Below are 14,883 nucleotides of genomic sequence, written 5' to 3' on the forward strand. Positions count from 1 at the left end.
GAGGCCTCCACAATCATGGAGGTTTCAGATGCCAACCTTGGCCCACCGCTCTTTTATCCGCAGCCGGCTTCCCGCCTGGCTGCTTGAGGCACGTCCTGCCGAACAGGCCAAAATGCGCGAGGCTGCCCTCAGCCTGGCCACGGCCGGGTATCGGTTGAACGATGCAATAAAGACTGTTCCCTCGATACGCGATTTTGCGTTACCGCGCCTGCAACCGGCGATGGATCGGTTGTTTGGCGCGTCGATTGACTTGGAGTCATCGTTTCTGGTCAAGCCCAATGAGCGCGAAAGACACTCGCTGTTTGATTGGGCGCTGTACAACTTCACCCGAGCCGATACCCAGGCGACAGCATTTGCCAGGGGGAGCCACTTTGAGCTTCGTCCCGATAGTGGCTGGGCCTCGCGTACAAAACCTGGTGAATTCGCGAGACTGTGCCGCGAGCTCGACATCGGCGGTGCTTATCAAACGGAGTTGCAGGGTCAGATGCCTGCATGGCCGAGCAAAACGGTTGATGTGCCGCGTCTTGCAATAAAATACCTCGACTATTATCAGGCACTGCTTCAGCACGATGCGCAACGGGCCCGAATGCAAGGCCTGCTGGACACCGAAGGCGAGCGCATCCTGGCTTACGTCCGTATCCAACTCGATGCCGCCCGTCCTGTGGAAGCCTTGACGACGGTGTACATCAGCGGTCTTGAGTTAAAGCATACGGAGGGCGCGAATCGCCCGGCGGTTTTGCGTGGCGTACGGGTGTTTTGGGCCCGGCACCCTGGCACCGCAGTAGAGACGATACCGTTGGTGGTACATATTCCCGGCGACCCTGTCGCACCGCTCAAGCAATATTCCAGTTCGCTCGATTTCTCCAAGGACCTGTTCGCCCGCCTGACCCGCACGGACGATGCCGCATTCCTGCGCAGCCTTATGCCATTGCGCGACCGGGGCTGGTTCGACAAGGCTGTGCAGCATAGGGCGAAAGATGAGCAATGGGACTTCAACGCGGGCGGAGTGCCTGACGGTTATTATCACGGCCTTTATCAGAATTGGCGCAGCAGCGTGATGACACGTGCATCGGAGGTCGCGAGACCGGTGGCTCTTATCGAGCGCAACGCATTGCCAAAGAACGCCCACTGGTGGCTGAACCTTGAGATTGAAGTCATTGCCTTGGTCCTTATCTGTGTGGCTGGCGCCGAGGTGGTGGAATCCGCGGCGGCGGTCCTCGGCATCGGGCAACTCGTCCAGGATGTTTATGAGGGCATCCAGCAATTGAGCGAGGGCCACCTGCGCCAGGCGATTGGGCATCTGTTCGATGCCGCGCTGGACGCCGGCATGGAGGCCGCGGGCGATGTCGCGGCCAACACCCTGGTGAGCGAGATGTTTCCCGTCCCCTTGGTCAATGACAGTCTACGGCTGTGGCACGGTCTCACCGCGGGCTTCATCGCCAAACGCTCACCCCCGGCCGGCTTGGCGCCTGACGAATTTGGCATCTGGCGTGCCGCCGGCAGAGCCTGGGTCAAGGTCGGTGAACACTTCTATGAGGTCGTTGGCGATGAGCGTTCGCTGCGCCTCAAGTTGCCGGCGAATTATCGTGGAATGGAGCCGGCGCTTGAGTGGAGCCGAGCCAGAGGGTGGCGCTGGGCTTATCAGAGCCCCTTGTGCATGACGGGCTTTCGCCTGCTGCGCGAAGTCGTTCCCGGGTTTCGATTATTGCGCGATATAAGCCTGCAACGCGCCCAGTGGTCGACAGGCATCACTGATGAGCAACTGCGTTATGCGGCGCTGAACGACACGCCATTGCCGGGGCAGTTGCTTTACATGGCCCGGCGCTTCGAAGCACGCGAGCAGTTGCTGGAGGCCGAGGTCCGTTTACGCGCCGGCGAGGCTTTGCCAAGTGTGCCGCGGGGGATGGTGCAAATGCTCACGGAACTGCCCGGCTGGCCAGCCCAGCGGGCGTTTCGTTATACCGGCGAAGCAGGCACCTCCTTCGCCTCGCCAGGAACCGGCGCCGAGCTGCTTCTCGACGTGGCGGATTTCAGAACCGGGCGTTGGCAGCAGCGGTTGCTCGCACAGCTTGGATCAACCGAGGTGCGTGCACTTTTGGGCGAGGGAGCTTCAGCACAGGAGCCCACGCTCGTCCATCAACGCCTCGCCGACCGACTGGCCGACAGGCTGAAGACCCACAGCTATCTGCTGATTGACGCCTTCGCCGATCTTGACGCGTTTACCGAGCTTGAAACCCGTCCCGGCGCAGCACTGATGCATCGCCTGTTCCCGAGTCTGCCAGGCCCCATGCTCGATTCGCTGTTGGCAAGCGTAACCGGCGAGGAACTGCAAGGGCTGCTGGCCGGCCGGGTGTCGAACAGCCTCGCCAGGCGAACGGTCGAGGCCCTGCGGGAGCTGCGAATCTGTCGTGCGCTGGAGTTCATGCTGGCCTCCGAAGCGAGTAATGACCGCGACCGGCTGGTCATGGCCTTGCTCGGCCCCGAACTGGATAAGATTGGCGGAGAGGTACAAGTCCAGCTCATTCTTGACAAGGGATTTATCGGTGGTCCACTGAGGGTGGGCAAGCGGGGACCGCTCAAGACTATTCGCCGCACCGGAGCGCATTACCAGTTATTTGACGAGACGGGCAAGGCACTCACCGCGCTGACCAACCTTGAAATCGCCCTGTCGCGCATATTGTTCGATAACCAACCCAACCCCATGGAGCTGGCTAATAAAAGGCAAGGTGACCTGCGTGCTCGCCTGTTCGAGCGCGCATTGAACTCCCGTGCGTCGTTGCGCCTGCACCTGGGCATGCTCGCGCTGACACCGCCGAAGCTGCGGTTACTGGGCGGCTATCCGATGATCGACCGTTCGGCGCTGGTATCGGCGCGCCGCACGCTGGACGAACGCCTCTGGAGTTTGTACCCCGACCAAGACATCAGCGCCGCCGTAAAGGCTGAATTGCAGGCGCGTAGCATCAGTACCGGCAGGGCCATCGAATCGTTCGTAAGTGACAAGGAGATTGAATGGAGCCGGCTCGACTTGAGCCTGCGCAATTGGGAGACGGCAGCGGGCAAGCATCATGAAATTGAACACGACAACCCGGCTGTTCGATTGGAAACACGTCAGCATTTTGGCAAGGAGTTGCGTAAATGTTGGCGGCGTGAAAGGACTTCCACCTTGGTTGAAGAAGGTGAGGTGCGGGAAGTCTTTTCCTTGGCGGTGGAGGGCGATACGGTCGGGGTGCTGCCGAGCATCGACGCTGATTTCAGCCATGTCGAGCTGCTGATATTGCGTGATATGGGCCTGACGCCAGACCCTTCGCGCTTTCTGCGTCTGTTCCCTCGCGTAGCGGCACTCTGGCTCAGTGAAAATCGTCTGACCCGTTGCCCGCCGGCAATTGCGCAGATGCCGCGGTTGCGACTGTTGCACCTGGGCCGCAACCCGATCGTATTTGATGACCAGACGTTTACCCCACTGCTCGCGGCGGGGGCGGGCTCTGAACTCCAACATATGGATTTGTCAGGAATCGATACCTCGATGGATGCCGAGGGGCCCGGCGGCGTCTCTGCCATTGAGGCGCTGGGCCGGTTACCCAGGCTGGAGGAGTTGGTGTGGTCGGATAATGACGGGTTCGCGCCAGCGCAACTCCAGGCCATCGGGCGCTTGATTCGATTGCAGTTGCTCGACCTGACGAATTGCCGATTGCGCCTGGACGCTCAAAGTGCTGCTTTTGTGGCCCAGTTGGCCAATCTGCGGCGCCTGAACCTGGGCGCAAATATCATCAGCGAACTGCCGGACCTGACAGGATTATCCCAGCTGACCGACCTGGATCTTTCCTTGGCACGGATCGAGAGCGTTCCCCTGGCGGTCATCGCGCTGCTGCGACGCGATCCCTTGGGGCTGCTCGCCGTGGACCTGTCGGGCAATCGCATTACCAGCGTCGAAGCCCTGTTGCCGACGCTGGCGCGCCCGCTTGGGGAGGGCGAGAGGATGGTTGTGGCCTTGGATGACAATCCTCTGTCGACAGAACAGATCGAGCGTCTGCGCAGCACCGGGCAAAGCTTCGCCTATAGCCGGGACATCTGGATGGGTAATGAAACGGTGCAGCGCCGGTTTGAAGCCCTGCGCCAGAATCCTGCCGATGGACGATTCCTGGATTGGCTCAGCGATGCGGTGAAGCAGAGTGAGGGATACGATTTCGGTCCCGATCTCGATAGCGGGAGGGATCGCGCCCTGGCCATTGCCGGGTGCTTTTTCCAGCTGGACGCAGAGACGGCGCAGCTGGCAGGGCTTGTTCCCGATTTCGATGAACGTTTTGATGCGTTTCGAAAGCGCATTTGCCAGCGTTTGCAGCATCTGCCCCTGTCCATCCTGGATGAGGCGACGCCGCCGATCCTGGACGAGCTGGAAACGCACCTCGCGATCTTCCTGAGCTGGTGCCGCGCAATGGCTCAGCCCCAACAGCCACCCTTCGCCTCGTTCATTCATGATCTCTTCGGTGCCTGGCAGCAATACCTGAGTGTTGTGCAAAGATGGGATGGCGTGCGTATCGCCAATGACGCTACTCAAGAGCGCTTCGTCCAGCGCCTGCTCGAAACCCAGGGGGCATTCTCGACATGGGAAAACCCGCAGTACGGTGACCTTTACTGGTTCCCTTACCTTAGGGAAATGTCGGCGCGTTGGGCCGACTTCCAGACACAGTGGGATGAGCTCGGCGAAACCTTGACCGAGGCTTCCAGCACGCCGGTCGACACGTCCAACTGGCCGCAGGTGCTGCGCGACTATCTGCTTGCTCCTCCCCGAGCGCTACCTGGCCCAGCGCTGGAAGCGGCATCGGACGTGGTCTGGGGCAACGCCGCCGTCCAGCTCAACGAAGACCAGTATCGGCGGGCATGGGCGATATTTCGTGCGGTGAAGGCCAGCGAGGCCGAGGGTGTCGCCATGCAGGCTACCGAGGAACTGGTCGGGCCCTGGTGGGCAGGCGGAGGGCGTCTGGGGGCGGCGCCCTAAGTGGGTGGGGTGAAGCCGGCCGACCTTTGCTTGGGTGACATGAGGGCGAAACCGAACAGGTCAGGGTACCTGTCAACTCTGACAGTATCGCCGCCAAAGATAATCGCGCCTAATTCATCCAAGGCCTTAGCCGCCACGCAGGACGATGGGCGCGGTTTGTCGCGTCCGATGTTATCGACTGTCACCACGCGCTGAGTGGCCATTGGCGTCATCATAGTGAATGGGAGCGATAGCATGGCCAACGCAGATACCCGAATGAAGCGACAAGAGGCGCACAGCGCTTACCTCAGGATGCGTAGCGAACATCGGTCGAGGGTGGACCTCGAGAAAATAATCATTGATTCCGGCAATTATGCCGATGAGGCGAAAGGCCTGCTTAAGGGACCCGTTCTGCAGAACGGGTTGATAGTCAAGATCCCCAAGTGGGCTAACCCGCCGCTTCCGGGGAAGTCGGATAGGATCGAAGTCAAGTTCGCTATTGGCAGCGGCCGGTTCGATGTTGTGGCGGAGCAGGTATTTGAAGATCTTTCGGGCCCCTTTCCCTACGAGATGGTGATTGGTAACGATCGCCTTCCGCAAAGTGCTGATTGCCGTATTTGCTATGTCCATTACAACTGGGAGAACAACGAAACCGAGTCGCCAATCACCCCGGTTATTTGCGATCAGGTACCGCCTTACAACCGGGAGCTGCCGAAAGCATTGAAGTTTGTAACTACAAACCTTGATGACAGCAACCTGCCGGCCGGCAGCAACCTGACCGCGACGATTCCTGGTTATCCGGATTGGCAAGCCACCGACAAGATTTACATTTTCCTCGTTGATGCGGCCGCTATTCCTGAAGATCCGACAGGGCTTACGCCGATTTTTTTCGGACCTGTTCCAGATCCAGGCAGCGGCGACGCCAGCGTGCAGATCAATGGTAACGACGTTCGAGATTTCGGAGATGCAGAGTGCGTGTTTATGTACGTCCTGCAAGACGAGGCGACCAACTTCAGCGCCATCTCCGACTACGAGAAAATGACTCTCACCTTCGGGCCGCTGCCAGATGATCTGCTGGCGCCGGAAATCCCTCAGGCTGATCCAGGCCCGCTGGTAGCCGAACACGCCCTGGCGGGGGTGAGTGTCTGGATTCCCCGATATGACAATCACAAGCGTGATGACGAGATTCAATTGAGCTGGGGAAATACTGACCTCGGTAAATTTCCGGTCGGCAACAACCCGCCGGAAAAAATCGAGATCCCGGTGAGCCCTGCACTCCTCATGCTCCAGGAATATGGAGAAGGTACCACCGGAAACAAGCCAACCGAGATCAGTTATCAAGTCATTCGCAAAGGCCGGCCATTTGGACCTCAAAGCAAAGAGATCCAGGTTGACTTTGAGGTCCCTATCCCTTGGATCCCCTGGCCGCCCCTGGATTGGCCTGACCCGGTGCATCCAAGCCTGGTGGCTGGTGAAGTGAGGAATCACGACGACTCCCGAACCAATGAATTGGCGAGGGCAGACAAGAACGAGGACGCAACATTTGCCTTCACCTGGTACGCCAAGGCGGTCAACGGCCACATCATCGATTTTTTCTGGAACGGCACGGCTGTCCCTGAGGCCCGGATAACTTTCGATGCTACAAATCCGGATCATGTACCTGGCCAGGAGCAAACTGTCATCATCCCCTGGAATTACATCAAGGGCGGCGGCAATGGCCCGACGGTGCCTGTGCATTACCAACTGAGCGTGACTGACGGGAAAAATGATCTGAAGTCCGCAACAACACCAGTCTTGGTCAATGCCATTGCCATTGACCTGCCGGCCGCTAACTTCCCCTCCAATCCTGGTCCGGACGATTATCTGGGCTGCCGTACCCTTGAGCCCGATGGCGCACTAAAAGTCGACATACCCGACCTCTCCGGGTTGTTGAAGGACGGCAATACGATCAAGTTCAGGTTCACTCCCATGAGGGGATCGGTTCTCGGGTCGGATGAAGATCCCATTGAAGAGGCGATATTCAATAAGGACTACACACTTGGCACTGAGTGGCCCGCCACGGGCTTCACGATCATGGTGGAACCCTACGATGACCATATCTTGCCTCTTTATCACGAAAATGCGGATCGCCTGGGACGCGTGAAGATCGAGTATTTTTTCCACGACGGGACGGAAGAAATTGGCTCGCAATCCTTGACCAGAATGACCGCATTTTATGGGCCAAGCGCTCCTTGTCCAATCACAACACCCTGAGTCTCGATAACGAGCCGAAGCATGGGCGCTTGTCGCCCATGCGCGCAGGCTGGCACGGACTCGCCGCGGTTCAGCAACCCGAGTGACTATGAGACAAGTCTTACGAGCATAGAGATAAATCCTACATATCTTTACGGGGGGAGTGCCTAGGATTGCCGCCTTTGATCGTCAGGCACCCAGGCATGACGGTTACCAGAGACGCTTGTTCATCAGGAGTTACCCATGCCCGTCAGCCATCCATCTTTCGTAACGCCGCTTACGCGTTTACGCAAACTTGCGACGCTCGCACCGTTCTTGTTGATCAGCCCGAGCGGATTGGCCCAGACATTGGTCGACAATGGCGCCACGAAGACCATCAATGCCAACACCGCGGTTGACGATTACCTGGTAGAGAATGCAAGTACCCTGAACGCCAACGGCGCCACGACTCGCCAGATCCGTGCCGCCATAGGTTCGACGATTGCCCTTGATGGAACCCAGGTTGCCGCTCAAGGCACGACCAATGGCGTGGATCTGTCCGCCAGTGATGCGACCATTACCAACAAGAGCAGGGTCGTCAGCAGCCGCACCGGGCTGCGTCTGGCACAAACCGTCAACGGTGGGTCCACGGCCCTGGTCAGTGACAGCGAGATCATCGGCGGCACGGTGGGGGCAAGCCTCAGTGCCCAAAGCCAGTTGACGCTTCAGGCGGGTTCCACCGTCATTGGAAGCGATGCGGATGGCATCGGGGTGGAAAGCTTTGGCGGCAAGGTATCCGCCACCGACAGTACGATCATCGGCGGACTCAACGGGGTGAGCCTCTTCGCCTCCCTCGACCTGTCCGGCGGCAACGCGCTGATCCTGAACAACTCCCGCGTCGAAGGCGTGAGCGGCTCGGCGATCATCGTTGACGGTCTGGCCCGGGCCAACGCCGAACGCGTGAACATCGAGGTCAACAACCGCTCCACCCTGGTGGGCGGCAACGGGACGCTGGTGGAAGTGGTCAACGATTCCCGCCTCGATTTCAAGGCCGACGACAGCGACCTGATCGGCGACATCGTCGTCGAAACCGGGAGTAGCGCCGATGTTGCCCTTGACCATGGCGCAACACTCACCGGCCGCCTTGAAAACGTACAAAGCCTGGCCGTCGACAACGAAGCTCGCTGGGTAATGGTTGGTGACGGCGAGGTCGACAAGCTTTTAATGAGCGGGGGAGGCATCCAGTTCGGCAATCCGGGCGAATTCTACAAGTTGACGGTGGGCGAGCTGTCGGGCAACGGTACTTTTTTCATGCACACCAACTTCGCCACGGGCCAGGTCGACACGTTGAATGTGACCGGGACGGCCACGGGCAGTCATCTGGTGTCGCTCGACAGCAGTGGCTCGGAACCGGGGGCCGCGGCTTCCACGCCAGTCGTCCATATCGGTGGCGGTGATGCCCGGTTTTCCCTGTTGGGTGGGGAGGTGAACCTGGGCGCCTATTCCTACAACCTGATCAAGCGCGGCGACACCGACTGGTACCTGGACACCACGTCGAAAGTCATCAGTCCGGGTACGCGAACGGTGATGGCGCTGTTCAATGCCGCGCCGACCGTCTGGTACGGCGAACTCAGCACCTTGCGCAGCCGCATGGGCGAAGTCCGCAGGGACCAGGGAAAGGCCGGGGGCTGGATGCGCGCCTACGGCAACAAGTTTGACGTCAGCGCCAGTTCCGGTGTGGCTTACAAGCAAACCCAACAGGGCTTGTCATTCGGTGCCGATGCGCCGTTGCCAATGGGTGACGGTCAGTGGCTGGTCGGGTTGCTGGGTGGTTACAGCAAGTCCGATCTGGACCTGAGTCGTGGAACCACAGGCGAGGTCGACAGTTACTACCTCGGTGGCTACACCACCTGGCTGGATGACGAGAGCGGCTACTACTTCGACGGTGTGCTCAAGTTCAACCGATTCCAGAACGAATCCAGTGTCCAGCTCAGCGATGGCAAAAAAACCAAGGGCAGCTATGACAGCCATGGCGTCGGCGCGTCCGTGGAGTTCGGTCGCCACATCAGGTTGGATGACGATTATTTTGTCGAGCCCTTCACCCACTTGTCGGGAGTCGTTATCCAGGGGAAAAACTACGACCTGGATAACGGCCTGGCCGCTGAAGGTGGGCGTACGAAGTCATTGTTGGGCAAGGTTGGGGCGACGGTCGGGCGTAACTTCGAGCTGGGCGAAGGCAAGGTATTGCAGCCGTATCTGCGTGCGGCCTACGTACACGAATTCGCCAATAACAACGAAGTGAAGGTCAACGACAACAGGTTCAACAATGATCTTTCCGGTTCCCGTGGCGAAATGGGCGCGGGTGTGGCCATGACGCTGACCGATAAAGTCTCGGTCCACGCGGATTTCGATTACAGCAACGGCAACAAGATCGAGCAGCCGTGGGGAGCGAACGTAGGCGTGCGCTATAGCTGGTGATTTCAGCGGGCTGACGCTACGCGGTGCATTCAACTTTCTTTACACGAAGCGAGGATAACGGCAACGGCCATTGTCCTTGCGCTTCTTCAGGGAGTCTTGTCATGAGCGAGTCAGCAAACGCGTCCAATAGCCCCATGCAATTACTGGCGCCTCGAGTGGAGGAGCTGCTTGAAGACATTCCCGGCGGCCAAATCAATCTGCTACCGGAAGCCAGCACACACGCCGACCTGAAGGTCTGCTTTGAACTATGGGAGAATTCTGATCCAAGGCTGGGAGAGGAGTCGGTTGAACTGTTCCTTGACGGCGACCCGGTAAATTCTCGCCATTGGAGCGGTGCGCCTATCGAGGTGTCTGACCGGTGGGTAATGCTCCCGGGCACGCAGTTGCGGGGCAACGACGGGCGCCATCAGCTGCATTACAAGGTGACTATTGCTTTAAATGGTGAATCCGATGAGTCCGCTCCGTTGACGATGACGCTCGATACGTCTGCGCCGGAGCTTGCGTTCATCAACCCACCAATAATCGACCCGATCATTGTCGAAGATGGGCTCTCTGAACAATACCTCATCGACAACCACGGAATCGTGGCCGTGAACGTTCCCACTTACCCCGAACCGGCCCCCGGTGACCGTATCGTCGCGGCCTGGAAGAACGAGGGTAACGGCCAGCAACGGGAAGTATCCAGGACGCTTACCGAAGATGACTACGAAGAGACGCAGTTTCAGCTGGAGTTCGACGAAGCGCTCATTCGCGACATGGGCGACGGGCCGCGTTCGATCTCCTATCGGGTCTTCGATCGGGCCGGCAACGAATCGCCTGAGTCCGATCCGGTCTCGTTCCTGGTGGCGGTCTTGCGGGCGCCGCATTATGTTCCTTACCCATGGATCGCCGAAGCCGAAGGCAGTCCATCACAATGTGCCCAACTGGAGCCACGGAAGGCATTGAACGGAGCGACTGCACAGATTCCCGAGGATGCCGTCTATTACCACGATGATGTCGTCTCCATGCAGTTTGGCGAACCTGGCACGACGGGGGCGGTTTCCGTTCCAGTGCCGTGGGGCCAGAAGGCAGTAAAAATTCCTGCGGCAAATATCGCGGCGATGTTCAACAAGGATGTGCCGATGTACTACGGTGTGAAACTCGCGGACGGCACCGTCAAGGACTCGGAGACACTGACGGTACAGGTCGAAGCGTTCAACCAATTCCCGCCCCCCCAGTTGGAACTTCCCTTCACCACTCCGGTATCCAAGGCCGCAATTCCGGACGGCGGGTTGCCTGTGCATCAAAAAAAATGGCTGTTTATCAGCGAGGCCTGCCTGGTGACCGTCAAGGTGTCGGGCGTGGGCAAAAGTCTGACTGTCCTGGACAAACATCGAGTTGTAGCAGCAGAGGTCAACAATGGGGTGAAAGTGAAACTGCCCCGGGATTTCATGCTGTCCCTGCCAATCGGTAATCCGTTTATCGTGGAAACCCGGGTCAGCTTCGATGACGGTGGGAAATGGCTGGTTTTCGATACCTTGCGACCGATGCTGAGGGATTGACCGAAGCCTCTACTGGAAGGAGAGGGTAAAGCTCAGCGCGCCATTGGCGCTGCCTGGGCTCACTACGCTGCCGGTCTTGTAGAACCTCGCGGTGAAGCCGAGCGTCTTGTCGCGGGCGTTTTCAATGGAACCGAAGAACACGTCCGTGCCCAATGGCACGGGGGTGATCCCATCGCCTCGCAATATCTGGATGCCGACACCCCGGGCGCCCGAGCCATTACCCAGACTGAATACACCGTTACGGCCGTCGCCCTCGGGCAAGGACCCGTTGGCGCCGTCGAGGCGGATGTAGGCGTTGGCCTGGTTGGCGTTGGTCGGGTCGGCCTCGCAGCGGGTCAGGGTGATCGTGAACGGCACCGGCGTGGTGGCATAGTCGGGAGAATTGAAGTCGCCGACCTGCCAGGTACCCAGCGGTACCGGGTCGACACTCACCGGGTTGGCGCCCACTGCACATTGGGACTGAATGACCGTTGCGTTCAGGTTGTAGCCAAAGCCTTTGCCGATGTTGGAGAAATAACCGTCGAACATATGCCGGTTCACCATGTGCGGACCGGGGGCGATAGGGCCGGTCTTGACCAGCGTGACCAAACTGCGCAGCCTGGAGAGAGTGAACGGCGTCACCATGCGCCGGCTGAGTTGTGCGTCGAAGGGCACCACGGGGCTGCCGCCGATGGGGACGAAGGAGTTGCCGGACTGTCCGTCGAATCCGGCTTCCAAAGTAACGCGCGCACCGATTCCCGGTATGTTGGTGGCGAAAATCCTATCGTCGACGCCGCCATTGCCAAAGGTGCCCCGATGATGATCGAACGGCGCTATGTTGATGGCGTTGAAGTCCAGCGTCACGCTGCCGTCGTTAGTACAGATGATGGTCGGGCCCGGGCGGTTGCTGGTAACAAATTGGTCGGCAACGCCGATGATGCTGTTAATACTCGCATCCCGAGGCACATAGACGGTACCCAGGTTGACTTGGTAGCTGACGGGGCCCGGCGCTGAATCCCACCGGCAGGTATTGGCCAGGACGGGCAGGGCCAACTGGCAGCCAGCGAATACGCCGATCAGGCTGGCGAGGTGTCGCGCTGATAATTTCATCATCGATATCCTGCTGGGAGGCGGCGTCGCGTCGAAACGACGGTATCGCCTGGAAAAAACCGGTTCATCGGCAAATCGCCGTTTGCAAGCGGTAGCCCTCGGACAACGGCAGGCTCTGCGGGTCGATGGCCAGGCGGCATTGCTGTGCGGGTTTCTCACCCCAGGCAACGTTCAGGACTTGTGGTTGCTCATGAGTACTCAGCAGCGCCTGGCCGCCTTGGCCGACCACACCGACGACTTCGCCCTCGGCGGATTCGAACCGGGCACCAAACGGCAACGGACGACCCTGGAACGTGGCGTTGACCACGACTCGCAGGACGGCGCGGGCGGCGAAGGTACGCTTGACCAGCGCTCCCCGTCGCGGCACCACTTGGGTGGTGCCGTTCTCCAGTTCGATTTCCGGCCCCAGCTCCGCGGTATCCAGCTCGATCTGGTTGATCCGGTAGGGCCGAAGGTAGGGGATCAGCGCGAAGCCTCGCGCATTGGTGCGCACCCCTGGCGCGTTGGCAATACCGACATCCTTGATGCCCGGCACCTCGATCAACGCCGCGGTTTCTCCCAGGTAGGGACCGAATTCGACACCTGCGCCGTGCAGCACGATGGCACCGGCGCCGTTGACCGACAGGTTGCGGTAGGCATTACCGTAGTTCAGGCCCGCGCCGAAATTGCCGACGGGCATCTGATAGCTCATCGACAGCTCGGCTGCCTGCTGCCGGTCGTTTTCGTTGACAACACCAGCGCGGTAGCCGAGGCGATTCTGGTCCAGGCTGCCGGTGACGCTGGCACGCTGGCTCCAGCTCGTGCCGGTTTTTTGCGTCTCCAGCCTGATGGAACTGGTGTGACCGATGTCCAGCGGGAACGAGACACTCAAGCCCATCTGACGGTCACTGGTCTGCTGGCGGCTACGCAATGACTGACCCGCATAGAGGTTGTAGTTCACGCCTCGATGGCGGGTATAGAAGTTGAGCTGGAACTGGCGCTGCTGTTGATCGGTGCGCCAGAAATCCTCCTGGGAGAGCGTGAAGGTCAAGGCACTCTGCTGGCCGATGCCTTGGTGGATCGATGCCTCCAGGCGACTGCGTCGGCTGCCCTTGAAGGTGGTGTTCTGGCTGCGCTGACGCACGGCTTCATCAAAGTCCCGATACCCTTCGGTGGAGTAACGGTAACCGGCAAAGCGCAGGCTGGTACGTGAATCGAAGGTCTTGCCGTACTTGATCGCGTAGCTCAGGCCCTGTACGGAATTTACCTCCTGGAGGTCGATCGCGGCGCTGGAATGGGTGACGTCCAATGCCATAGCGCCCATTGTGCCCAAGTCCTTCGCCGCGCCGAGGTTGGCCGCCCGGTAGTGTTCGCTCGTCTGCAGGCCGCCATAAAAGGTCATGCCCCAGCCAATCCCGCTGGCAAGAGTGCCTTGCCAGAGCATCGGATCTTCAACCTTTCCGGCGACGTTGTAGCGGCCTATGGCAGCACTGTACTTCCAGGTGTTCTCGCGGAGCAGGTTGCCCAGCGATGCGTAGGAATGGGTGAAGCGCCTGACCTGGCCGTCGGCCTCGGTGAGCAGGATTTCCAACTCACCGCTGCCTCCGCCGGTGTTCAAATCGTCGATTTCGAAGGGGCCGGCGCTGACGTAGGTGGAATAGATCGGGTAGCCGCTCTGGCGTATTTCCAGGCGTGCCCGGCTGAACGCCACGCCGCGGATGATCGGCGAATAATTCTGCATGACGTCGGGCAACATTCCCGAGTCCGATTTGAGCATGACCCCCTTCAGGGCAACGCTCTTGAACACATCGCCGCCGCTGTAGGCTTCGCCCACGGTCAGGTTGGCGTGCAGGCCGGGCAGGTCACGCTGGGCGTAAGTGTAGGCCCGCGTCCAGGTGCGTCCACCATCGCTGTCCTGGCGGGCACTTTGATTACTGCGCAAGCGCCAGGGGCCAAGATTGACGCCGCCGTTCAGCAGCAGATCCTGACTGTCGCTACGTCCCGAATAACGGTTATTGCCTTGCTGCGCCGAGACCTGGTAATTGACGAACGCAGCGTTGATGCCGTGCTCCCACCGTTGCGGATCGACGTAACCGCTGACCTTGCGGCGCATGGCAATTTGCGGGACCGAGAGGTTCAGTTGCAAGCGCGCCGCATCAAAATCAACGCGAGCCTCGTGAATCAGGGCCGGCAGGTCTATGCAGGGGCTTGCGAGCGCTTCGGGATCGGCCACGCTTTTGGTGTTCACGCCGAACTGATTGAGCAGGTCCATCGTCAGGCAGGTCGACAGAACTGCCGAACCGCCGTTGATGAACTCGATGTCGTGCTCGCCCACGTATTGCTGGTTGAGCCTGACCTGCACGCGGTAGCGACCCGGCAGCAAGCCTTGTTCGTTGGCCATGGCTTGCAAGGCCAACTGGCCGGCGTCGGCATCCTGATCATGGCCCTGATGCATGAAGCCTGAAAGAAACCGTGCTGGTGTTTGCGCCAGTGCAGGGTTCGTCTCGATAAGCACTGCGCTGCTGCCGATCAATAGGCAATGCGCCAGCCGCAGGCGCACGCGCCGGCCTGCTGAAAATCCGATCATGAGCATGTTCCCTGACACTGCGG

At 59.7% G+C, this 14,883-nt stretch carries 6 protein-coding genes; 4 read left to right on the forward strand and 2 right to left on the reverse strand.

Annotation, left to right across the window (positions count from 1 at the left end; all coding sequences use genetic code 11):
* Window positions 1-28: 28 nt before the first annotated feature.
* The 4 genes from J3P96_RS07630 to J3P96_RS07645 all read left to right on the forward strand — a co-directional run bounded on the left by J3P96_RS07630 (window position 29) and on the right by J3P96_RS07645 (window position 11,205).
* Window positions 29-4,996, forward strand: a complete 4,968-nt coding sequence (locus J3P96_RS07630) for a dermonecrotic toxin domain-containing protein (RefSeq protein WP_434656364.1) — start codon at window positions 29-31, stop codon at window positions 4,994-4,996.
* A gap of 234 nt (window positions 4,997-5,230) precedes the next feature.
* The gene (locus J3P96_RS07635) at window positions 5,231-7,228 is read left to right on the forward strand and encodes a hypothetical protein (RefSeq protein ID WP_434656365.1); all 1,998 of its coding nucleotides are present in this window, start codon (window positions 5,231-5,233) and stop codon (window positions 7,226-7,228) included.
* Window positions 7,229-7,450: 222 nt separating this feature from the next.
* A complete protein-coding gene (locus J3P96_RS07640) occupies window positions 7,451-9,664 on the forward strand; it encodes an autotransporter outer membrane beta-barrel domain-containing protein (protein WP_434656366.1) in 2,214 nt (737 codons plus the stop codon).
* 101 nt (window positions 9,665-9,765) lie between these two features.
* Window positions 9,766-11,205 (forward strand): hypothetical protein, encoded by a 1,440-nt coding sequence (locus J3P96_RS07645; RefSeq protein WP_434656368.1) that lies wholly within the window; start codon window positions 9,766-9,768, stop codon window positions 11,203-11,205.
* A gap of 9 nt (window positions 11,206-11,214) precedes the next feature.
* Here J3P96_RS07645 and J3P96_RS07650 read toward each other — a convergent pair whose 3' ends face one another.
* A complete protein-coding gene (locus J3P96_RS07650; protein ID WP_434656369.1) occupies window positions 11,215-12,297 on the reverse strand; it encodes a fimbrial protein in 1,083 nt (360 codons plus the stop codon).
* Between the two features lie 61 nt (window positions 12,298-12,358).
* Window positions 12,359-14,860 carry a fimbria/pilus outer membrane usher protein gene (locus J3P96_RS07655; protein WP_434656371.1) on the reverse strand — a complete coding sequence of 834 codons (2,502 nt, stop codon included), beginning with the start codon at window positions 14,858-14,860 and terminating at the stop codon, window positions 12,359-12,361.
* Between the last annotated feature and the right edge of the window lie 23 nt (window positions 14,861-14,883).

The sequence above is a fragment of the Pseudomonas sp. R3-56 genome (assembly GCF_051132075.1).
Taxonomy (GTDB): Bacteria; Pseudomonadota; Gammaproteobacteria; order Pseudomonadales; family Pseudomonadaceae; genus Aquipseudomonas.